The organism is Okeania sp. SIO1H4 (genome assembly GCF_010672695.1).
Taxonomy (GTDB): Bacteria; Cyanobacteriota; Cyanobacteriia; order Cyanobacteriales; family Microcoleaceae; genus Okeania; species Okeania hirsuta.
This window is the reverse complement of record NZ_JAAHGB010000010.1, coordinates 96818-120453: the sequence shown is the minus strand read 5'-3', so window position 1 is coordinate 120453 and position 23636 is coordinate 96818. Positions and strand designations below refer to the sequence as shown.

15 protein-coding genes, 1 tRNA gene and 1 pseudogene are annotated in these 23636 nt (G+C 36.4%); 4 read left to right on the top strand and 13 right to left on the bottom strand.

Features of this window, described 5'->3' with window-relative positions:
* The 7 genes from F6K06_RS10895 to F6K06_RS10865 all read right to left on the bottom strand — a co-directional run.
* Positions 1-298: multicopper oxidase domain-containing protein (locus tag F6K06_RS10895; protein WP_287240941.1), on the bottom strand; the 298-nt coding region annotated here is incomplete at its 3' end.
* A 15-nt stretch (positions 299-313) separates the two neighbouring features.
* Complete coding sequence (gene rppA, locus F6K06_RS10890; RefSeq protein ID WP_287240939.1) at positions 314-1012, bottom strand: two-component system response regulator RppA; 699 nt, start codon at positions 1010-1012, stop codon at positions 314-316.
* Positions 1013-2602: 1590 nt separating this feature from the next.
* Positions 2603-5032, bottom strand: coding sequence for a phosphoenolpyruvate synthase (ppsA, locus tag F6K06_RS10885; RefSeq protein ID WP_287240937.1), 2430 nt, complete (start codon positions 5030-5032; stop codon positions 2603-2605).
* Between the two features lie 1516 nt (positions 5033-6548).
* Positions 6549-8567: a ribonuclease catalytic domain-containing protein gene (locus tag F6K06_RS10880; RefSeq protein WP_287240935.1), complete on the bottom strand. Its 2019-nt coding sequence runs from the start codon at positions 8565-8567 to the stop codon at positions 6549-6551.
* A gap of 155 nt (positions 8568-8722) precedes the next feature.
* Positions 8723-8941 carry a 30S ribosomal protein S18 gene (rpsR, locus tag F6K06_RS10875; protein WP_124147575.1) on the bottom strand — a complete coding sequence of 73 codons (219 nt, stop codon included), beginning with the start codon at positions 8939-8941 and terminating at the stop codon, positions 8723-8725.
* A 75-nt stretch (positions 8942-9016) separates the two neighbouring features.
* Complete coding sequence (rpmG, locus tag F6K06_RS10870; protein ID WP_124147576.1) at positions 9017-9205, bottom strand: 50S ribosomal protein L33; 189 nt, start codon at positions 9203-9205, stop codon at positions 9017-9019.
* A 33-nt stretch (positions 9206-9238) separates the two neighbouring features.
* On the bottom strand, positions 9239-9772 hold the full coding sequence (locus tag F6K06_RS10865; protein WP_124147577.1) for an RDD family protein: 534 nt from the start codon (positions 9770-9772) through the stop codon (positions 9239-9241).
* A 1468-nt stretch (positions 9773-11240) separates the two neighbouring features.
* On the opposite strand from F6K06_RS10865, the gene F6K06_RS10860 reads away from it, so the two are divergent.
* Together F6K06_RS10860 and F6K06_RS10855 are read left to right on the top strand one after the other, a co-directional pair.
* The gene (locus F6K06_RS10860) at positions 11241-12257 is read left to right on the top strand and encodes a succinate dehydrogenase/fumarate reductase iron-sulfur subunit (RefSeq protein ID WP_124147578.1); all 1017 of its coding nucleotides are present in this window, start codon (positions 11241-11243) and stop codon (positions 12255-12257) included.
* Positions 12258-12483: 226 nt separating this feature from the next.
* A complete protein-coding gene (locus F6K06_RS10855) occupies positions 12484-12684 on the top strand; it encodes a chlorophyll a/b-binding protein (protein WP_192901219.1) in 201 nt (66 codons plus the stop codon).
* A gap of 948 nt (positions 12685-13632) precedes the next feature.
* On the opposite strand, the gene F6K06_RS10850 is transcribed toward F6K06_RS10855, so the two are convergent.
* From F6K06_RS10850 to psbX, 4 genes and pseudogenes are all read right to left on the bottom strand, one after another.
* Positions 13633-14340 (bottom strand): pre-peptidase C-terminal domain-containing protein, encoded by a 708-nt coding sequence (locus F6K06_RS10850; RefSeq protein ID WP_287240920.1) that lies wholly within the window; start codon positions 14338-14340, stop codon positions 13633-13635.
* Between the two features lie 642 nt (positions 14341-14982).
* Positions 14983-16116, bottom strand: a pseudogene (locus F6K06_RS10845) (trypsin-like peptidase domain-containing protein); the annotation flags it as partial.
* A 2037-nt stretch (positions 16117-18153) separates the two neighbouring features.
* Positions 18154-19035: a Ycf66 family protein gene (locus F6K06_RS10840; protein ID WP_287240918.1), complete on the bottom strand. Its 882-nt coding sequence runs from the start codon at positions 19033-19035 to the stop codon at positions 18154-18156.
* Positions 19036-19522: 487 nt separating this feature from the next.
* The gene (psbX, locus tag F6K06_RS10835) at positions 19523-19642 is read right to left on the bottom strand and encodes a photosystem II reaction center X protein (RefSeq protein ID WP_124146589.1); all 120 of its coding nucleotides are present in this window, start codon (positions 19640-19642) and stop codon (positions 19523-19525) included.
* A gap of 540 nt (positions 19643-20182) precedes the next feature.
* Between psbX and F6K06_RS10830 the strand changes: the two genes are divergently transcribed.
* Positions 20183-20467 carry a YggT family protein gene (locus tag F6K06_RS10830; RefSeq protein WP_124146590.1) on the top strand — a complete coding sequence of 95 codons (285 nt, stop codon included), beginning with the start codon at positions 20183-20185 and terminating at the stop codon, positions 20465-20467.
* A gap of 100 nt (positions 20468-20567) precedes the next feature.
* Here the strand turns inward: F6K06_RS10830 and accC are convergent, their stop codons facing one another.
* Complete coding sequence (gene accC, locus F6K06_RS10825) at positions 20568-21926, bottom strand: acetyl-CoA carboxylase biotin carboxylase subunit (protein WP_124146591.1); 1359 nt, start codon at positions 21924-21926, stop codon at positions 20568-20570.
* Positions 21927-22109: 183 nt separating this feature from the next.
* On the opposite strand from accC, the gene F6K06_RS10820 reads away from it, so the two are divergent.
* A tRNA-Leu gene (locus tag F6K06_RS10820) sits at positions 22110-22190 on the top strand.
* Between the two features lie 185 nt (positions 22191-22375).
* Here the strand turns inward: F6K06_RS10820 and F6K06_RS10815 are convergent.
* Positions 22376-23629, bottom strand: coding sequence for a transposase (locus tag F6K06_RS10815; RefSeq protein ID WP_287240915.1), 1254 nt, complete (start codon positions 23627-23629; stop codon positions 22376-22378).
* Between the last annotated feature and the right edge of the window lie 7 nt (positions 23630-23636).

The window sequence follows — 23636 nt, the reverse complement described above, 5'->3', positions numbered from 1 at the left end:
GTAATTTGTTAGTAAAATTAATCCTAATTGTATCTCCTGGTTTTGCTTCTAATCTCGGTCCGGGAATTTGTCCGTTATAGTTTAATGCATAAGCTTGTTTATTTCCTAGATTTATTTTATTAATACTAGCTATTAAATTTACTTCTAAAATTCCATTTTGGCTTTGGTTAATTTGAGGATAGGATGATAAATTTTGTTTGTTTTCTTGAGGGTTATACCTGCTACATTGAGCGATTAAAACAGCAAGAAAACTACTATAGCTTAGGGTTAAAAAATGTCGCCGATTAATTTGTTTCATAATATAGTTTTGGCCCTATTTTTCCACAGGATTAAAACGATAACCCAAACCATAAACTGTTTCAATTAAATCTTCACCTCCACTCATACTTAATTTACGTCGTAATAGTCGAATTTGAGCAGCAACAACATTACTAATTGGTTCTGCGTCCAATTCCCAAAGTTGAGCTAAAATTTGATCGCGACTGAGAATTTGGTGAGGATGTCGGAGGAAATATTCTAGCAGTACAAACTCTTTATGAGTCAGAGAAATAACCTGTTTTTTCTGATTTTTATCCATTAAACAAACAGTATTAGTGCCGTAGTCTAGAATTATATTTCCTACTTGTAACTGCTGGGCTTGAAATTGAGGCGATCGCCTTTGTAAAGCCCTGAGCCTAGCTAATAATTCTGCCATGCCAAAGGGCTTAACTAAATAATCATCTGCCCCCGCATCTAGTCCCATAACTTTATCTGCCATACTATCTTTTGCGGTTAATAGTAGTACAGGTAAAGCACTATTTTTCTGTCGCAAAAGTTTGACTAATTCTAACCCTGATAATCCAGGTAATAACCAATCAAAAATTGCAAGGCGATATAAGGTTAATTGACTTTCTAAATATTCCCATGCTATTGTACCATCAACTACCCAATCGACCACATAAGATTCTTGATGAAGAACTCGTTTAATTGCTGCTCCTAAATCCTGTTCATCTTCGACCAATAAAACTCGCATAACATAAATAACATAATTAGATTAGTAACTTTATTTTATGAATATATAGCATTAATAATCAACACAAAAAAAATAGAATAGATGTAGTTTTTTGAGATTTTTTTCACTTAGCTTATCTATATCTTTATCTTTATAAAATAAAATTATGAAATTAAAATGAATTTTTTGGGCTAATTTTACCAACAATCCCATTAAGCTTTTCGGCTGTATGTTATATCATGTCCGGTTGAACAGTTATAAATAAACGACGAAGGAGTCAGGAGTCAGTCGGATCGAGTCAGGAGGGAAGAAAGAAGAAGAAAGAGAAAGTTTTTTGGTCGCGGAGCGCGGAACGGAGTTCTATCACGCTCTTATCGGGAGATGATATTACTAACAAAGGGAAAGAATTTAGGACATAAAAACAATCAGTTAAATGAAAAATATATCTTAGGGACTTTTGTAAGATATATTGAAAATTTACCTGAATAGTCATCTATCTAGGCTACATCGTAAAACTTTGTGTTATTCTAAGTGGCAGTAGGTTGGGTTGAGTGCGACTCGTTGGGTCAAAGAAGCCAAGACGGCAACATGACCCTTTAACCAAAAGGTTAAAAACTCATAACTCATGGAGGTTCAATTCCTTCCCTCTCAGCTAGGGAGTGACTTCATAGCTCAGGTTTAATGGATTAACAACCATTATTCTCAGTGCATGGGCTAAAAGCGGATCAGCTTTAAGGACTAAGGACGATGCTGCAAGAGTAGTTATTCAAGGTCAAGAACATGAATCCTGTTAAACGTTTCCTTCGGAATGCTGCGCAAACGTCAACCTAAATCGGGGTAATTGTCCTTGTATCCCCCGTGAACAAAACGGTATAGATGACGCCCCTTTAGGTCTTCAACCGCTTAAAGGACTAGCTGGCAAGTCTCGGACAACTCAGGACGCCTAAAGCTAACGTGAAATGTGTTATGGGAACGAAGTAACCCCTATTAGACTCTCATTCGATGAGTAGGAAAAGTTTAACCAATGTCTTTTAGGGCTAAGGATTCCCCAAAAAGCAAGCCTGGAGTAATGTTCAGGATATGCAGACGTGGGGAGACATTGCTCTTAGGCACTGAAGCCGAAATTGTATTAAGCCAAAATGCGAATAGGCCGGGGTGAGTAGGCTCAAGTCGAGAGTAGGAGACTCTTGTTAATAAAAATCTCCAGGCAGCCAAGCCAAAGAGTAGCGAAAACCGAAGCCAACAATCGTGGACAAACCTTGAAATATAGGTGCGAAAGTAGGTGTAACCAACCTTGAAAAATCCTGCAATGTTAGGAGCCGTGTGAGTTGGAAACTCTCACGCACGGTTTTGAAGCAGATGTGAGGGATAGTGATATCCCCATCGACTGTATCGCGACAGCAAAACCCAACAATAAAAATTATCAACATGAGTTTAGTCACTAAACCCCCAACAACTAACTATTCCCTACTTAATACCAATTTTTCAAGATGTCACAAATAGTTGGCAACTTATGATGTGAAAGAATAACCTGAAATTAGTATATAACCATTACTTTCTATCAACTTTCACTTCTGACTTCTGAATTCTGACTTCTGACTTCTGACTTCGTTAACACCCCTCCAACTTCGCCACCTCAAACCGAGTCTTCAACACAGAATCAGGATTCAAACTAATAGAATCAATCCTTAACTCTACCAACAACTGCGCAAACTCAGGATGATCGCTCGGTGCCTGACCGCAAATACCAATCTTACGCCCGCACTCATGAGCAATAGTAATCGCAATCTTAATCATTCGCCTCACAGCATCATGGCGTTCATCAAAAATATCTGCTACCAATGCCGAATCTCGGTCTAAACCCAATACCAACTGAGTCAAATCATTCGACCCAATAGAAAATCCATCAAACACTTGAGCAAACTGTTCGATTAAAATCACATTACTCGGTAACTCACACATCACATAAACCTGCAAACCATTCTCACCCCTCACCAAACCATACTTAGCCATCTCCCCTAAAACCTTCATTCCTTCTTGGGGTGTACGACAAAACGGAATCATCGGAATTACATTTGCCAATCCCATTTTATCCCGCACTCGCTTCAGTACCAGACATTCCAAACCAAAAGCTTCCCGATATTTGGGATGATAATAACGAGACGCACCTCGCCAACCAATCATTGGGTTTTCTTCATCAGGTTCAAACTGTTTCCCTCCCAATAAATTAGCATATTCATTACTCTTAAAATCGCTCATCCGCACAATAACAGGTTTCGGATAAAAAGCAGCAGCGATCGCTCCCATCCCATAAGCTAGGCGATCGATAAAGAAATCTGCCTTATTTTCATATCCCATAGTCAACTCAGCAATTTTTGCCTTTTCCACCTCATCTTCCACTTCGTCAAAATTGAGCAATGCTAAAGGATGCACCCCAATATGATTAGCAATTATAAATTCCAATCTAGCCAAACCCACACCATCAACAGGAAGTGCCGATAACCGAAAAACCTCCTCTGGGTTGCCCACATTCATCAAAATGCGGGTGCGAGTTTCTGGCAAATCATCCAATACTGTTTCCACCACCTCAAACGTGAGCAACCCATCATAAATTATCCCCACTTCTCCCTCAGCACAGTCAACAGTCACCGCCTGACTATTGTACAATAGTTTCGTAGCATTTTCGCAACCAACAATCGCCGGAATACCCATCTCCCGCGCAATAATTGCAGCATGACAAGTACGCCCACCTTGGTTAGTAACTATAGCGCTAGCCTTTTTCATAATGGGTTCCCAGTCGGGGTCAGTTTTGTTAGTGACTAACACCTCCCCTGGTTGAAATTCAGAAATGTTATGGGTATCCAGAATTACGCGTACCTTACCTTGACCGATCGCCTGACCCACAGAACGACCTGTTAACAATACTTTCCCTTTCTCCTGCAACTGATAACTACGCAGCATATTCTCAGATTTTTGAGATTGCACTGTTTCTGGTCGCGCCTGAACTATATATAAACTATTGGTAATACCATCTTTTGCCCATTCAATATCCATCGGCGTGTAACTACCGCGCACCTGGGAATAATGGTCTTCAATAATTACCGCCCAATGGGCAAGTTGCAGAATTTCATCATCACTCAGAGCAAACTGTTGTTGCTGTCGCTCTGGCACGGGTACGTTTTTAATCGAATTACCGCCATCATAAACCATTTTGATAGCTTTAGTGCCCAGGCGTTTGTTGAGAATAGTATGGAAACCTTCCCGAAGAGTTGGTTTAAATACTAGATATTCATCGGGGTTAACTGCACCTTGTACGACATTTTCCCCTAAACCATAAGCTGCTGTAATTAGAGCAGCATTTTTGAACCCGGTTTCGGTATCTATGGAAAACATGACCCCAGAGGTTGCAAGGTCAGAGCGCACCATTTTTTGAATGCCAACTGAGAGGGCAACATCGAAGTGGTCGAAACCTTTGATAGTGCGGTAGGAGATAGCGCGGTCGGTGAATACTGATGCGAAACACTTATGAGTTGCTTTAAGTACACTTTCGACCCCGTGAATGTTGAGGTAAGTTTCCTGTTGCCCGGCAAAACTGGCATCTGGCAAGTCTTCGGCGGTGGCACTGGAACGCACAGCAACATCTGTGTCTTGACCGTAGAGGTAACAAAGGGTTTCGTAGCTGAGGGCGATCGCTTTTTCTAGTTCTGCTGGAAAGGGTGTCTTCATTATCAATGCTCGTGCTTTTTTCCCCCGTTGTTGCAAATTTTTCATATCTTCAACGTCAAGGTCAGCAAATAGTTGGCGCAGTTTGGCTTCTAAACCAGCAGATTTGATGAAGTAACGATAAGCATAAGCAGTGGTAGCGAAACCATTAGGAATATTGATGTTTTTGGGGGTAAGTTTTTGCATCATTTCTCCTAAAGATGCGTTTTTACCTCCTACTAAAGGAATGTCATTAATACTAACTTCATCAAACCACAATACTAAGCTTTTTTCTTTAGCAGTAAAAGTCTTGTTTTGAATTATTAATGTTTTTAGCATTGCTTTAATTTCTCCTAAAGTTAAGCTGTTTCATCGCGGTACAGCTTGGATATAATTTTTTTCACAATTTTATCTTCAAGGCAAATCACTATATTTTTGCCTTTATAGCAGTCGAAGGAAAGTTTAGGACAGAGCAAAAGCTTAAAATTCAGATAACGTAAGATCTTTCTTTATTCCTTCTTCCTTCTGCTATAAAAAAACTATTTTTGTTAACGACCTATAATCTATATCACATTGATCCCTAACAATTATTTATTTATAGTGCTTTATTATCCATCTATATTATCAAAGGAACTCTATATAAATGATTTATTCCTCTATTTATATATTAATTAAACTCTATATAGCCGACAACTTTTCTGAGGTATACATCTTAGTTACCAAAAGTAAAAAAATGTTGATAGCAGTAGTGTATAGGTTATTATTACAAAAAATTAAGCACTTTAATAATTCTATAGAGGGGGTTTGACTACGACTCATCTAAGGCAGGCACATTACTGAGACCTATAATTAGGCGTTGCTTAAATGTAATGATAATTAGCTGAAGGTAAAATTGAAAAACTTATGTTTGGCGTTGATATTTAATCTAAAAATCATTACCACTCAGCAACGCCTATAATTAAGCTTCAATAAAAATCAAATAACGATGGTTAATCCCTTTTTTTTTAATCCCAACTATAGTTAAGTTAATATATAGCAGAAGGAAGAAGAAAGAAGGAAGAGGGAAGAAGGAAAAATATTGCTTTGTCTGAGTTTTAATCTGTCGATCTGTCCTAATCTTTCCTTCGTCTGCGATATTAAGTTTGTTTAGCGTTTTTACTGACATAAAAGGTATTAAATAACCTGTATATATCTGTAAAAATATTGATTTTAATCTCAAAAATATAGCAACCGCCAGGTTAGTTAGAACAATTAGTGCGAGCATCTTGCTCGCGTCATTAATCATCATAATTACCCGATGTCCTAACTATAGTGGCAACTGCTATATAGGGTTTGCTGAAAAAGTCTTTTGGTGTGGGTAGGAGTAGGAGTCATTTCAGTTAGCCTCCTCCGGAGGAACTTCGTTAACAGTTATCAGTTAGCCTCCTCAGGAGGAACTGCGCCCTTCAGTACCTCTCGCTGTTTGCGCAGTATGACCTAGGAAAGCAAGAGGCTTGAAATAAGGAATATTCTCTTTTTTCATCCCCTTGTAGAGCGGTAGCTCGTGGCGCAGCCAAGGGGAGGCTTGAGACCTTATTTTTTTGTCAGGAGTCAGGAGTTATAGTTCGGTTAAATACTTAATACTTTGGAGAAAGAAAAGCAGAAGGCAGAAGGCAGAAGGCAGAAGGGAATATTGGTTCAAAGAGATAAGGTTTTTTATAACTGATTATCCGAACATTATATTAGGTTTAACACTCCACTTTCTACACGGTGTAATTGGTTAGGCTTATAAGACACGAAGTGGCATATCGAATACTATCCCCATCCACTTTTTCTTCCTTACTTCTTACTTTTTCCTTCTTCCTTCTTCAAAAATTTAATTCGCCGCTGCCTCTGCTACAGTCGTAATTACTTCCTGGAATATAACTTCATCTTTACGAGGGTCAGCATGGGCAACCTTCACCTCTATGCGATCGCCCACATTAACAGACCGACCAAACCTCATCGCCAACTCTAACCCCAACTCTTCCAATAACACCAACCCTAAATTAATTTCTTCTTTCAACCACCGAATTATCAACGCTTGCCAAACCTCATCAGAATTACGTCGCAAATATTCCAGTCCCCAGTAACGGTTAGTACATCTTTCCACACTAGAAGCTTCTTTGACAGCAGGAACTAAACTCATTACTATTTCTTGCATCTGGTCTCGACTAAAAGGTAACTCCTCTCCTCGTAAATGAGCTTTAATTTGAAAGTGAGCCAATAGATCGCTATAACGCCGAATTGGAGAAGTAATCTGAACGTAAGTTTCTAAGGCCAAACTAGCATGACGAGCTGGTATAATCCCCATTTCACTTTTAGGCATACATCTACGCATCGCACAAGAGCGAACTGGCCCAGCAGGCAATAATATTAGTTCTGCCTCTGGTGGAAGTTCTGGTTGGGGTTGACTGCGATAGGGAAGGGGTATATCATGTTTTTGACCATATTTTGCCCCAACCTCTCCTGCCATAATCATCATCTCTGCCACTAGCTGTCTTGATGGTGAGTCGTCCAATACTTCTACTTTTACTTCCTCACCTTCGACTTTAATCACTGACTCTGGCATATATATACTAATAGAGCCTTGTGACTGTCGCCACTGAAATCTTTGTTTCGCCCACTGATTGAGAACATGAATTTCTGGTTCTAGCTTAATCTGTAACTGTAACATTTCATCTACATCATCATAAGTCAGACGGTAGGTTGGTTTGATTAAGCTAGCGTGAATGCTGTAGTCTACAACTCCTCCACTTTCATCTAAAATAACGCCAAAACTCAAAGCGCTGCAAATTTGTCCCTGAATCAGACTCATTGGCCCTGTGGCCAACTCTGATGGGAACATCGGAATTATACCTGTGGGTAAATATAGTGTAGTAGTTCTTCGCCTTGCGTCTAGGTCTAACTCATCACCAGGAGTAAGTAAGCGAGTTGGGTCGGCAATATGTACCCATATCTTTTGTTGATTGTCTTCTAAAAATTCTATACTGAGGCCATCATCTATTTCTTTGGTGCTTTCATCGTCTATGGTATAGACTTTTAGATGAGTTAAATCCAAACGGTTTGTGTCTGGATCTGGCTGGGGAGATTGCAGGCAGCTTTGAGCCACTTCTAGTACCTTGGTAGAAAAATGTTTTGGGATCTGACTACGTCGCAGAAATAGATTTTCATGTTCGCTCCATATACCTAGATCCATTAATAGTTTAAACGCTGCTTCTGGAGTTTCGGGTAATTCTAAGACTGCCAAGGTATCCATTGCCTGGGTACGATTAGAAGCTTCTTCTCCGTAAGTCGCCAATTTTTCTATTACATCTAGGCGGTTATAATCGCTTGGTTGCCACTCTACTTCTTCTCCTGCTAGTCGGTTACGCACCCGGAGTAAAAAGTTTTCTAGTTCTTGTTGTTTTTGTTTTTGGACTTCTTGCTGATGTTTGATTTCTCCTACTTGGGCTATAGGTCGGGGTTCGTAGCGATCGCCTTTTTGCTTAAAGTAGAGTTTATCGTCTGATAGTAATATGTATGCTGCGTAACATTGGGCTGGTGTTTGTTCTGAAAATAGCAGTAAGGCCATTTCTTCTGGATTTACTGTTTCTGCTTCTTCTACCAGTAGTTCCCATGCTAATTCTATACTTGAAGGGTCTATATAAGTTTCTACTTCCTGAAGAAATTTGGGAATTTCTGATGATTTGTAACTTTCTCCTGCTACTTCATAACTGATTTGCTTTGGAGGTATGCTGTGAGATTGACCATTTGCTTCCACCACGACCCAGTTTTTTTTACCATCTGGACGTTCTGCTATGGCTAGTCGCCGTTCTCCATGCAATCTAAATTCAATTAATTTTCCCTTCTCCACTTTTCCTTATTTATATATCCCTATAAATTTTCAATTGCCTTGGCTTGGGTTGTGGTTTTTGCTAGTTTAGTTTGAGATTTTTTGACTTTGGTTTTTTTCTTAATATTTAACTTTTTCAGATTTTTCCAAAATCTCAAATCTCAAACACTCTATCTTCAGGTTTCTCTATTAACGTAGGGTAATAAAGCTACTAATCTAGCTCTTTTGATACTTTTCGTTAAATCTCTCTGCTGTTTTGAAGTTAAACCAGTGATTCTTCTTGGCAGAATTTTACCTCTTTCTGTAACATATTTCTTTAGTAGTTCCACATCTTTATAATCGATTGGATCGCCTGGTTTAATTGGTGATACTCTTTTGCGGAAGTAATTCGCCATTGCTAATTATTTGTTAGTTATTTTTGTTTACGTTTACGTTTTAGTTATTTACTGTTTTTAATACTCACTGAATTTTTACTTAATTTCTTTGTGAACTGTATGTTTATTACAGTGAGTACAGAATTTCTTCAATTCTAATCTTGAGGTTGTATTTCTACGGTTTTTAGTTGTTGTATACCTAGACACACCTTGTGAACGTTTATTGGAATTTGTTCTACACTCTGTGCATTCTAGTGTAATAACAATTCTGACTCCTTTAGCCATTTTTCAGTTTCCATGAATGTTAGACACAAATTACTATCTTCTCACATAGCGCTTGGCTTCGTCAACTAGCCACTTTACCTTAATATCTAGGGAGTAACCACGCATTGTCCCTACTACTATTGTCTGAGCTATTCTGTCATGGAAAGCTTGTTGATACCTTTCAATATCTACTAAAGCTACTGTAAAGTCCAAAAATAAAGGCATTATTAGTAGTAAGACAGCAGCATTTCCTGATGTTAAATTACTAATTCCTAACATGGCCAATGCCCCAGATAATGCTAAAATTCCTTCTCGCTTTGATAAATCTAGGATACCTGGATTTCTTTGGTATCTAGTATCTAAAACTTTCATATCTAGAGCATAGTGCCCTATACTCTGACCATAGTTTTTATAGACCACTAGTACTCGTGTTATTATCCAAAGTACCATAAAAAATAAAATAAACGTGAACCAATTATTGCTAATTATGGCACTCAAAAACCAAACTACTAAAGCATCTATACTGAATGCTGCTACGCGACGGGATAGAGGTGCTTTTGGCAATTGGGGTATAATATTATCGCTCATAAGATAGACCTTAATTCTTTTTTGGTCTGGTTAGGAGAATATGTAACTGTTTTATTGGCTTTTGTTACTGTTCTATAATTTTATCATGTTTTTTATTTGTCAATTTTTCCGGGTTTTTCAGATATGAAGTTAATATACATAAATTATTACTGGTAGCTATGGGTAGGACTAATCCGATCTGATGGCTAAGTTACTAAGTAGTTATTAACTTGAATATGAAATTAAATCTAATTCAATCACAATATTCACTACAATTTAGGAATTACTATGATTTTACATTTAAGATAAAATGAGATTTTTGCTCTGGTCAATAATCAGTATGATTACTCCATAAATTCTCAAGTTTTGCTTTTAACTTTTAATTTTAAGTTTTACCGAAAAATTGAGTTTAAATCCTATTCTTTAAATGAGAAAAGCGGTCGTTTTGCGCTTCGCACAACTACCTTAAAGCCTAGCCTTTTACAGAGTAGCTCAACCTCGCCAACATGGAAAGCGCAGCATGAAAAATGGAACAAGCGGAGCTGCTCTACACTCTTAGGTTCTCCTTTCCCTAAAGTCCCGAAGGGAAGGCTATATCCAATCTACCAAGAGAAGAGAAAAAAATTTCCTGAAGCGTCAATCCTCTTATTTTCAAGAAGAGGTAATTATTAATTATTAATTGTTGAAGATTTTTCTTGTAACCTTTTATTTTGTTATTTTGTATAGTCACGACGGTTAAGATATTGAAGAAAGTTGTAGACGATAGGTTAATATTTCAATTTAATGGGAATTAAACCCCAAAAATTGTTGACAACGCAGGTTAAATGTGGAGCTTTCTACCCAATTGTTTGTGCAAATATTACAAATAATAGATTTTAAGTAAACGTTTTTCATCTACAAGCTAAAACTTAAAACCTAACACCTACTACCGAAAAGCTAATGGAAGTGTAGTAAAACAAAAATAATATCGGAACAAAAAAACTAATAGTTAATGCTAATCTTGTTTTATACAAAATCCGCCTTAGTAAAAGGGTATTTTTGAAAGTTACAGCCATTGCTAAATCAAGGATTGGGAGATAAGAAAAATCTGCTTTTATCGCTGGATTTGGTATTATCTAAAAGGTGTTGCTCAATCAAGCTATGAAACTTAAATTTGGCAAAATCTAAAATGATTTTCAGTTAATAGCTAGGCGTTTCGCTGCACGATATGTTTGCGCAGCATGACCTAGGAAAACGTAGTAGCGATGCTGAACATTATCGCCATTGAAGAAAAATCATAGCCACCCATCAGCAACGCCATCTAAAAAAAACACAATTAGAGCTGATTTATAAAGTAAATATCAAGAGGCTGAAATCCTTGCAATACAAGGGTTTTTGCAGTTATAACCCAACAATACTTAAATCCCTGAGAGTTAGATTACATAAGGGTTTTAGCTAAGTTTACAAATCAGCTCTTAAGCTAGTACAAAATATCTTGAATTTATCATCAATGAAAGTCAGTTTTAATATCGTTCGTCAACATCAAAATACTACTCCTAGAGTTCAAACTTACACCTTAGAAGTTGAACCAGGCAATACAATTTTAGAATGCCTTAACCGAATTAAATGGGAGCAAGATGGTAGTTTAGCTTTTCGTAAAAATTGCCGTAATACTATCTGCGGTAGTTGTGGAATGAGAATTAATGGTCGTTCAGCTTTAGCGTGTAAAGAAAATATTAGAAACGAAGTAGATAGAATACAACAAATAGCTAATAATAGTAATAATAATTCTGCTAATACTACTGAAAAATCTATTCCAGAAATAACTATTGCTCCTATGGGCAATATGCCAGTAATTAAAGATTTGGTAGTAGATATGAAAAGTTTTTGGCAAAATCTAGAAACAGTTGAACCTTATATCAGCACAAAAGCACGACAAATTCCAGAACGAGAATTTTTACAGACTCCCACTGAACGGGATAAACTAAATCAAACAGGTAATTGTATTCTTTGTGGAGCCTGTTATTCTGAGTGTAATGCTCGTGAAGTTAATCCAGATTTTGTTGGTCCACACGCTTTGGCCAAAGCTTATAGAATGGTTGCTGATTCTCGTGACAGTCAAATAGAGAAAAGATTAGAAGAATATAATCTTGACACAGCAGGAGTCTGGGGTTGTACCCGCTGTTATTATTGTAATTCTGTTTGTCCGATGGAAGTAGCACCTATGGATCAAATAGGTAAAATTAAACAAGAAATTCTTGATCGTCAAGATAAACAAGCTAGTCGATCTATTCGCCATCGAAAAGTATTAATTGATTTGGTTAAAGACGGGGGTTGGATTGATGAACGAAAATTTGGTATTCAGGTAGTGGGTAACTATTTTAGAGATATTCAAGGATTATTTAGTTTGGGTCCATTAGGATTAAGAATGTTGGCAAAAGGTAAGTTTCCTTTGACTTTTGAACCTTCTGAGGGAACTGAAATTGTGCGATCGCTGATTGAATCAGTAAAAAAAATTGGACAATAAATCGACTGGGATAATTCAGTAATTTTATCCGTAATCAAAAATCTTTGGTGGTGGTGCATAGTAATGGTAAAAGTTAGGGGGAGGGATAATTTTTTCACAACCCATTCTCAAAATACTGTTGAATATCTGGGAGAATAAATATTTGGGTAGATACCAAGTTTTGTTCTTCAAACATTACTATGTAGGACTACCAAATCTTCAAAGCTAATAAAATTCTATCAATATCATGTCTGAAAATTTGACTTCTCAATCCACATCAGAATCTGCTAAAAAAGTTGAAACTACCAAGTTTAATGAACCTGCTTTTGGTTGGAATACTTACGCAGAAATAATCAATGGTAGGTTTGCTATGCTAGGATTTTTCATTTTGTTATTACTGGAATTATTTACTCATCAAGATTTTTTTTCTTGGTTAGGTTTGCGGTAAAAAATAAAGTTTAATTAGGGTTTGCTGAAAAAGTATTTTTGTGGAGGGTAGGAGTCAGGATTTAGGAGTCAGGAGTCAGAATGAATGCGAATTACAGAGAAGGCAGTCGAAATAATTGTCGCTAAGTTTTTCTGTCTTTGTCTGCTCAAAATGTGAGTATTTTGGGCGATTCGGAGCTAAAAGCTGACACTTTTTTTCGCAGCAAAAAGGCTAAAACCTTTATCTGTAAATGTTTTTATCCCACATTCCGCACTTCAATTTTTAACATAAAAATTAGTATAAAATCCGTAGCTTGCTTAGGTATTTATACTATATAAATTATCTTCATTTACCTCGATTGGGAGTCAAATTCTCAGTTAAATATTAAGCATAAATACTTGCAGTATTGATTACTCAATCACGGTAGCTATGATTTTATTCTAAAATTCTGTCTCCTGTCTCCTGACTCCTGACTCCTTCTTCGATACTACATTTTGTGGTGCGGAATGTGGGTTTTATAGTTAATCATCAAGTCCTAATTAATGCTAATAGCTAATCTTGAGAATGACATTTAGCTATTAGCTATTAAATAGTCAAAAAATTAGTATTTATAAATCTGATGCTTGACCTGATTCAATTACTTGGAGATTATACTTTATAATGAATTATTACTGTTTTATCGCTGGAATTTCTCTATCTATATTCTGATTCTGGTTTAGATTTACTGTCTATTTTATTTATCGCAAATTGCGATACTTTTTGTTTTATAAATCGGCGATTGTTGAAATTCCCCAACTCCCCAACTCCCCAATTTTCTCTACCATTACTATGCACAACTACCAGATTTTTTTATTAGGTTTGTACTAGGATAATTTAGTTTTATTTGTTTTATTTATTCACAGCTAAATGTTAATGGCTAATCTTTAAATGGCATTTAGATATTAGCCATTAACCATTAAAATTTTTCAATTATAAATCTGATGTCTGACCTGACTCAATTACTTGGAGATTGTACTGACCCCTACCTGTTTTATCGTAAGAATTAACTATTAAACGATATTTACCTGTAACAGTTAGAGTAATTGTTAGTTGAGAATTTGTATTTTTCTGACTAACATCATCATGTTCTCCCAGTAATTCACCAGTAGGACTAAATACTGCTAAATAAGTATCAAAGTCAGGACTTTCTAAGATTACAGTTACTACTTGACCTGTTGTTCCTTCAAAAGTATGTTCATCATAAATACTTTCATCAGATGGAAGTACTAAGTCTCCATCACTCAGTGTTCCTTCTAGCTGTAATATTTCTTTTCCAACTTTTTGTTCTTGGGTAGAAGGAGTAGTTTCTTCTGGGGTTGGAGTTTCTTCTGGGGTTGGAGTTTCTTCTGGGGTTGGAGTTTCTTCTGGGGTTGGAGTTTCTTCTGGAGTTGGAGTAGTTTCTTCTGGAGTTGGAGTAGTTTCTTCTGGAGTTGGAGTAGTTTCTTCTGGAGTTGGAGTAGTTTCTTCTGGAGTTGGAGTAGTTTCTTCTGGAGTTGGAGTATCCTGAACTAAAATTTCATTAGCATAGCTAGAATTGATAACCACCGGATGAAATAGAAGGATAGGGAAAAGTAAAGTTTTTCCCATAATACTTAGTAGACCAAAAGGAGCGATCGCCCAAAATCTTGCTTGACGCATTAATCACCTCAAATAAATATACTACTTAAATTCTCCAACTAGTCTACTAGCATAGTGGGAAATAATCACGAATAATTATTAATTGAAAAAGTTTAGGGTAAATTTTAGTTAGTAATTACAGAGTATCACTATAATCATCTTTTTTTTATTTTCAAACCAATACTTGTACTTAACTTATTAACTGTTTGATTTTGCTGTAAGACAATTTGTTGCACTTCCTAGAAATTCATGTTTCCTATAAATAAATTTTTTGAGAAAATTGCTATTATCCGCTCATTATGACATTTTAAATCAATTTAATATTTCATATAAAAAAAATACAGTCCCTTGATTCTCCTAACCTCTAGCTCCTCTCTAAAAAAGGGGAGAATATGTGGCAAGAAGTTTTAGTATTTCATCTCAATACATCTTATTGGGTTTCCGTTCCTCAAACCTACTTATATCTACTAACTACTGTACTGGCAAACGACTATTTACTATTTAGGTGACTTTAAAAGTCAAAATTTTTTCATCCTCCTTTGTCGATATTTCTGGTCAAAAATTTTTTTTAACCTTCATATCCCTATCTATCAATCAGTAGATAAAATTTCAGACAATTTATCTATAGTAATTTATCCTTTCACGCTCAAAGAAAGGTCTAATTCTGGGTGAAACAGACTCAATTTTCAACCGATATTCTCCTGACTCTCCTGCTTCATAAGAATTTGCTAATAACTTGTAAGTTCCATTTTCTGGTAGCGTAATCACAATTCTGGCATTTTTTTCTCCACCACTATCATCATCTTGAGCTAATTCTTGACCATTTGAACTTAATAAAATCAAGTAAGAATCTATTTTATTACTACTCATATCAATAGAAATCTTTTGACCTGCTAAACCTTCAAAAGCGTAAAGGTCATAATAACTATTGTCTACAGGTAATACATTAGATTCACTGTCCAAATTGCCCTTTATTTCTATTAAACCATTAAGGTCTAATTTTTCAGCCTGTCTCTCATCAAACATTCCTGTTTGCTGTTGAGCTACTAAAGGCGCTCTTCCTTCTCGAACCGCTCTTAGAAACTCTGGGACTCTATCCATAGATATAGCAAAACCAATGCCAATATTACCCCCTAATTGACCACGAGTAAATATAGCAGTATTGACACCAATAAGTTCTCCAGAACTATTCAATAGTGGCCCCCCTGAATTACCAGGGTTAATAGCTGCATCTGTTTGGATCAATCCTCTTTCTCGATCTATACGACTAACTATTCCTACAGTAAGAGTACCTTGAAATCTGCCAAAAGGATTTCCGATAGCAAAAGCTCGCTGACCTACTTTTGTCGAACCTGGACGAGCTATTCTAATAGTAGGAAGGTTTCTTTGTCCTCGAATTTTGAGAACTGCTAAGTCTAAATCTTCTTCACCAAAACCTATGACATCTGCTGTAACTTTTCTACCATCTGCTAAGGTAATTTTGACCACACGGCCTTGAGATACGACATGAGCATTTGTTAATACCATTCCGTCGGGACTGATAATGGCACCACTACCATTAGTTTTATCTGTATCTATGGAAACTACTGCTTGACTAGCTTGTTCATAAACACGAATATTAGTTTGTTCTTCTAGACTCAGAGAAAGTAGTGTTTCTTTTCGGTTTTTATTCAGGGGTCTGGGAATTGTATCCACTTTTATTTGAGCTTTGACTGGAGGAAAATTACTTAAATTCACACCAACTGCTACTACTATAAGTATTCTTAATGTGGTTTTTGACAAAAATTTGGCATTCATTGTTGCTTGTCAAGTCTAGTTTATATTTAATATTATTACCCAGTAATTTTTTGAAAAATAGAGTTAGGAGTTGAGTAGCCAATAGACAGAATTAATGAGTGAGTTATTCAGCAGTTGCCACTAACTAAAGACCACCCAATATTAATATTGGGTGAGAGTGTAGAACTTATTTATTTATCCTCATCCTATGTGAAAAAATCAATTCTGAATTCTTTACATCGCAAACTAAATTTATCGTCTACCTGTTTCCTGAATTCTTTCTTAATAAAAATTTTCTTCAATTGATACTTAATTCCATAGATTAGAATCAGCTACTTATTAAGACATTTTAAAAGTTATACCAGTCCCTAAAAATAATGCTTGTTTTATAGAAAACTTCAGTTATTAAGTAATAAGTAAGGTTTAGTAATGTTTTTAGCAATTATTTGTATGAAGTAAAGATATCTTATTCTTTATTTACCTAGGACCTGCGGACGTTGCATGTAACATCCCTATTAATCCCTGCTCTCAAGAAGATGTAGCAAAAATGCGTGAGATTTGGCATTACTTTGTCTGTATAAATTTTAGCGTGGAAACAATGTAATATTAAAACTATTATAATTTTTATTGTAGCTCTTAGATTAGGGTTGCTGAGTGGTAATGATTTTTAGATTAAGTATCAACGAAAAACATAAGTTTTTCAATTTTACCTTCAGCTACTTACTATTACATTTGAGCAACTTTCTCAGATTAAGTACCTAGTCATAAATAAAATTAACTTTGAAGAGGAGGAGTCCCATAGGAGAATTGTCATATGTGCGAGGTACAGGAGTAAAAATTTGGCCGGGGTTGGGAAAAATTTACTATAGCAGTGGAAGGAAAGGTTAGGATATATCAAAAGCTTAAAACTCAGACAACGTCAGATTTTTCCAACTTCAGTCCTCTCCTAGATAACTAAATCGCCTAGATAACTAAATCGCCTAGATAACTAAATCGCCTAGATAACTAAATCGCCTAGATAACTAAATCGCCTAGATAACTAAATCGCCTAGATAACTAAATCGCCTAGATAACTAAATCGCCTAGATAACTAAAGGCCTTCTTCCTTCTTCCTTCTGCTATATCAGTTATTTTAGGTTTCATTTGGCCGACTTACTTATTCTAATAATTATTAGCACTAGACTGAAAAGTTATGGTAGATTAAATTTATCTCTTTTTTAACTATTGTATTGGGAATTGGCTTTCAAGTATTCTAGGCATTAGCTTCGCGCAAGCTTTGTAGATAAAGTTATTAATAATTATAGCAATAGCACTTTTCACTTGAGTGAAACATATAACTTTTACCATTAGACATCTGGTGGGAACTAAGTTTTTGCCCATGCATGTATGATCAGGGTTTGAGATTAATTATCACCAGAGGTCTATGAGAAGAGGTTCGTTCTAATTTTAGGCTAAAGTCTATGTACTTTGTATTTTTTACTAAATTGAAAACTGCTAAAATTTCTATAGTTGTAGAGCAAATTAAACAAGAAATTTAATCAATTAGGGCTTCATTTTACCACAGCAAAGTATTGGGGTTATAGTTCACTGAAAATGGATAGAGGAGTTCATAACATTTGAACAGTTTGAACTATTGTTTATAAACTAATAGAAAATTAGTAATAAGCTAAGAATCATTTAGATTCTATATTCCCTCACAGGAGTGCGCATTCCCTCTCTTGATCGGCATTCCCATGGCGAGGAGACCTCGCCGGGTTCCTAACGCTTGCATCTGTCGCACCCCGCGGGTTCGCACCGCTGTTCCCTTTGAAAAAAATTTGATATATGGTTTGAATACAAAACAGCTTATTAATGAGTAAATTAGGAATTTTGTGGTGAAGCTTTGATGATAATTTTTTAGATTCAGCAAAAATTTATTTTATACATTTTATACAGAAGTATTGATATTCAGCTACTAAATAAATAATAGAATGGGCGGGGAAAAATGGGATTTTTTTATTTACTCTAAAAAGACAAATTATCCCCACCTAATATTCCTACTTCTATTATAAATTCTATTTAACCATTAACATCACTATCAACAGAATCCATAGGAGTATACTCTACATAATTTTCTGATGTTGCTTCTCCATCAGTAGATGATGCTTCTGGTGGACGACGCTTTCTCGTTCTAGGAGATGTTTCTTCCGAGTAGCTTGTTTCAGGACTAGGGCGACGAGTACGGTTATGGGGTGGTCTTTCTTCAGTACTAGAAGTCTCCCAGCTATCTCGACTACGAGGGCGAGGCAGTCTATCTTCTGGCCTATTAGTATCACTGAAATTATCTCGACTGCGAGAAGCAGGTCTCTTATCTTCTAAATCTACAGAGTTTTCCCAATATTCAGAAGACGATCTAGTAGGATAATTTTCTGAACGAGGACTACGCTTGCGTAATCTTGGGTTGATTTCTTCTGTTCTATCATAACTACTTCTGCGATTAGGAGGACGACGGCGGTAGTCATCCTCAAAATTATCTGGCCTAGAAGAACGATAATCTTGAGAACCTCTGATACGACGGTTAGCGGGATATTCTTCATAAGGTTCTAGTTCGTCTAAGTCTGATTCTGCATAACCATAAACAGGACTTACCGATCTTTCTTCATCTACAATAGGGGTACGTTCTCTAGCTTGCTTAGTTGTAAGACCTCTCATTCTGATAGATTCTGCTGCAAAAAATATGGCACTACCAGTTAACAAAAACTGACCGAAAGCTAAAATAGGGTCTAGTCTCCAGCCTTGGAATATAAGAATACCTCCACATAGTAAGCCAATTGCTGCAAAGAAAATATCGTGGTCTCTCGCTAGTTTTGGACGCCATGTGCGGAGAAAGTATAGTCCTGCTCCTGCTATGGCCAGGATTATTCCTAGCAAACTACTCCAATTTAATCCTAAGTTGACCATTCTAAATCTCCTAAGTAATTCATCAATTAGTAATTCAAGTTTAAAATTTCTATCCTGCTTTGGTATCTAGACTTGAAGTTATTTGGCAGATATAAAGCTTATTTAATATTTAGTAGGATATTGTATAGCAGTCGCCATTGCTATATTTGACATATCAAAAGCTAAAAACTCAGACAACGCCAGATTTTTCCTTTTGCCTTCTGCTATATCATCAATTTAACAAAGAAAAACCTCAGCTTGTTAGGTTTGGACAATTATATCACTGTCTTCCCTATTCTATAGTCTGAGGCTTTAACTTTGTCTTTGCAAAAAAAAATTAGGTGAAACTTAAACCTAAAATAGTTTGCTTTTCGGCTCTTCACATAACTGTTAGGTTATTGCAGAAAAAAGTTTATTCCTAAGAAGAATTCATGATTTTTAGACTTCTAGGAAATGGTATTCTGACTTAACCTTTGCTCCAAAAAGAAAAATTTCTATTATCTAGGGTCTAGGAACGGGTAACTTTATCTTTTTGGCTGACGAATATCAGAAAAATTGTAGCAGGAATAACTACAATTAGAGTTCCCGCCAGTAGACTTAATAAGAAGTTTGATAAAGAAGGAGTCATGGATTATTGCCCTTTGCCACAAAATTTGATTTACTTTATTTTAGATATTATAGCGGTTTGCGATTTTTTTCAGTACAAATTTTGGTCGTGGTAAACAAGTAATGATTTTATCGCTTACCTCCTGACCATGAAAAGGATTTACTAATCAATATCCTTACATATTTAGGACTATCCAAATTTTTAGTGTGGCTGTACAGAAGGTAGAAGGATCAATTACTAATGTTTATGGAATTGTGTCACTGGTAGATTATTTCTACAGCGCTACACAAAAGATTTTCGGGAACAGGAGATATTTCAGTGGTTGATATTAAAGCTACTTACTTAATTACATACTTATTCAAAAGTTCCTCTTCTCTTGAAAATTTGGTCAAACTTTCACAATTAACTAATCTGCAAACTGCCATAACTTATATCATTATGGTGAAAAAGTTTTTTTTCAAAAGGGAAAAACTTGTATTAATAGCGCTTCATCATTTGAAATACAATCAAGTAACTTAAAGCTAATTTTTACTTTACAAAATTACATTTTTTTATTGTCTTATGGACTATCTGACATTAGCGAATTGGACTCTAGGTATTCTCCTGGGGTTAATGACTTTCTTATTTATCTTCCGAATAGTTCTCACATGGTACCCCCAGGTAAATATCAATCAACTTCCGTTTAACTTGATTTTTTGGCCTACAGAACCATTTTTAGCCCCCACTAGGAAAATTGTCCCTCCTCTAGGTGGAGTAGATATTAGTCCGATTATTTGGGTAGGTATTTTCAGTTTATTACGAGAGTTGCTTTTGGGTCAGCAAGGTTTATTGAGAATGATGCTATAGCTAATGAAGGCAGGAGGCAGAAGGCAGAAGGCAAAAGGGAAGAGGTTTTAGAGCTACTTTACTTTTTGTTACATACTTAGTTTCTTTTGCGCCAACTTACTTATTTACTACTATCGGGTTTCATCACAGTCTCAACAAAGTTTGTATATACTTGCCCCTCCAGAAATTCCGGAGTCTCTAAAATTCTTTGATGAAAGCTGATAGTTGTGGGAACTCCTGTCACAGCACATTCTCTTAGAGCGCGTTTCATCCTCTGAATAGCAGTAGGACGGTCTTGTCCCCAAACTATTAATTTACCAATCAAAGAATCATAATAAGGTGGAATCTCATAGTCTGTATAAACATGAGAATCCATCCTCACTCCTAAACCTCCCGGTGGTAGATAACCACTAATGCGACCAGGATGAGGGCGAAAATTATGGTCTGGGTCTTCGGCGTTAATTCGGCATTCTATTGCATGACCATTAAAAGTTACTTGCTTTTGAGTTAGTCGGAGTTTCTCTCCTTGGGCAATTCTAATTTGCTCGGCAATTAAGTCTAGTCCTGTAATTATTTCTGTGACTGGATGTTCTACTTGAATCCTAGTATTCATTTCCATAAAGTAGAATTCACCAGACTGGTCTAGGAGAAATTCTACAGTGCCAGCACCTATATAGTTGATAGACTTGGCTGCTTTGACTGCGGCTTCTCCCATTTTCTGACGTAGTTTAGGACTTAATGCTAGACTGGGAGCTTCTTCTAGTAACTTTTGATGGCGACGCTGAATAGAACAGTCTCTTTCTCCCAGGTGAATAACGTTTCCGTGACTATCGGCCAGGATTTGAAATTCAATGTGACGTGGACGTTCAATGAATTTTTCTATGTAGACTCCAGAGTTGCCAAAGGCTGCTTCTGCTTCTCCTTGAGCTGCCTGAAGCAGTTTGGAGAGTTCGTTTTCTTGGCGAACCAGTCTCATTCCTCGTCCCCCTCCTCCAGCAGTGGCTTTGATCATCAGGGGAACGCCGATTTTTTTGGCGATCGCTTCTGCTTCTTTTTCATCTGTGAGAAGACCATCACTTCCTGGAACTGTAGGAACTCCAGCTTTTTGCATAGTTTCTTTTGCTGTAGATTTGTCCCCCATTGCCCTAATCCCTTCTGGTGATGGGCCGATAAAGGCAATGTCGTGGTCAGCACAGATTTCTGCAAACCGGGCATTTTCTGCTAGGAAGCCATAGCCTGGATGGATGGCAGAGGCATTACGAGTTAAAGCCGCCGAGATAATGTTAGGAATATTTAGGTAGCTTTTGCTACTGGTGGGTTCACCAATGCAAACTGCTTCGTCCGCCAGTTGCACATGGAGAGCGTGGCGGTCTATTGTTGAGTGGACGGCGATGGTGGCTATGCCCATTTCTTCGCAGGTGCGGAGAATGCGTAGGGCTATTTCGCCTCGGTTGGCTATTAGGATTTTAGAGAACCGCATTTTCGGTGCTTTTAGCTCAATTATTCAGTTAGGATAAGATGTTTTGGGTTTTTAGGGAAGATGCTATAGAAAAGATTTGAGAAAATTTCTTGTAGACATTCCAGAATTTTATGTTATGATTATATTTTGTTAGCTAAATTTCTATATTTCTTGTTGAAGTTTTGTTGATAGATGCTAACTAGAGCGGATGTGGCGGAATTGGTATACGCGCACGTTTGAGGGACGTGTGGCTTTGCCTTGCGAGTTCGAGTCTCGCCATCCGCATTGGAGAATGATCAGGGGTTATTAGTTTAACTTCTGATTTTCTCTTTTTTGGACCCAGGAATTAATGTTAGATATAGATAATTAAAACTATAGCGCTATATCTTTAGTGCTATGGCTTTAATGTTTGAGCTGGCGAAATACCTCAAGTTGTCTTTGTGAAGTTCTCTCCCGTTAAATAAGAGCGATTATAACGGGAGCTTCTCAAACAAAGAAGTTTCTTGTTTCACAGGCTGATTAACATCTAAGCCTCCACAAGCAGACAAGATGATACCCACCTCGTTTAACGCTTTATTTAAAATGTTAATTGCTGCATTTTCGTCCCTATCCAAAACTGTTTGACATTTAGGGCAAGAATGAGTTCTAACTGATAAAGTTTTAGGTACTTTTTGACCACAATTACTACAATTTTGTGATGTATTATGAGGGTTAACTTTGATTAGATGAACACCGCGTTTTACCGCTACTGCATTCAATTTTTCAATAAAATTACTCCAGGCTACATCATAAATTGATTTTGATAGTTTAGTATTTTTAGCTAGACCTTTAATATTAAGGTCTTCTACAGCAATTAAATCATATTCTTTAACTAATTTATGAGCAGTCTTATAGTGAAAATATTCTCTTTGCCTGGCAATATGTTGATGTAGTCTAGCTATTCTATTTTGTGCTTTTTTCCAGTTTTTTGACCCAATTTCTTTTCTAGATACTTTTTTTTGCTTTCTTGCTAAATTAGATTGAGATTTTCTATAAAATTTAGGAACAGAAACAGTCTCACCAGTATTGGTAGTTAAGAACTCTTTTAAGCCTACATCAATACCTACAGTAGTTTTGATATTTTCTGTAGAAATTAAACTAGGAACTGACTTATCTTCTAAGCTAAAATTTACATAATAACCATCAGCCTTTTTGGTTATAGTTGCAGTTTTAATCGTAAACCCATCTGGAATTGGTCTATGAACTATGACTGGAATAGCACCAAACCTCGTAGTAACTATTTGTTTTCCATCAAATTTAATTACTGCTTTGGGATGATTTACTCTACTGAAACAAAATGACCTTAACTTTCCTGCTTTTTTAAATCTTGGCCTTCCTCCACGTTTACCCTTTTTGTCAGGTATTAGCCAACGTTTCCAAGCTTTATCTAGTCTTTGTAAGTTAATTTGCTGGACTTCTGAATAGATTTCTTTGTAGTCAGGAAATAACTTTTTTGTCTGTTTAAGTGCTGATTGCTGAAAATAATAATCTGGCAACTTTTGAATTTCGCCAATAGGACATGAAATTAATGAACAACGGTCTACTTGACATCTAGTTCTATTTAACCAATCTAGTCTTTGGCCTAAAGCATAATTGTAATGCCTTCGTAATAGTTCTAGCCAATAATCAATTTTGACTGACTGCTCACAAGTAGGCTTAATTTTGTAGCAATGAGTAATTATCATAATTTTA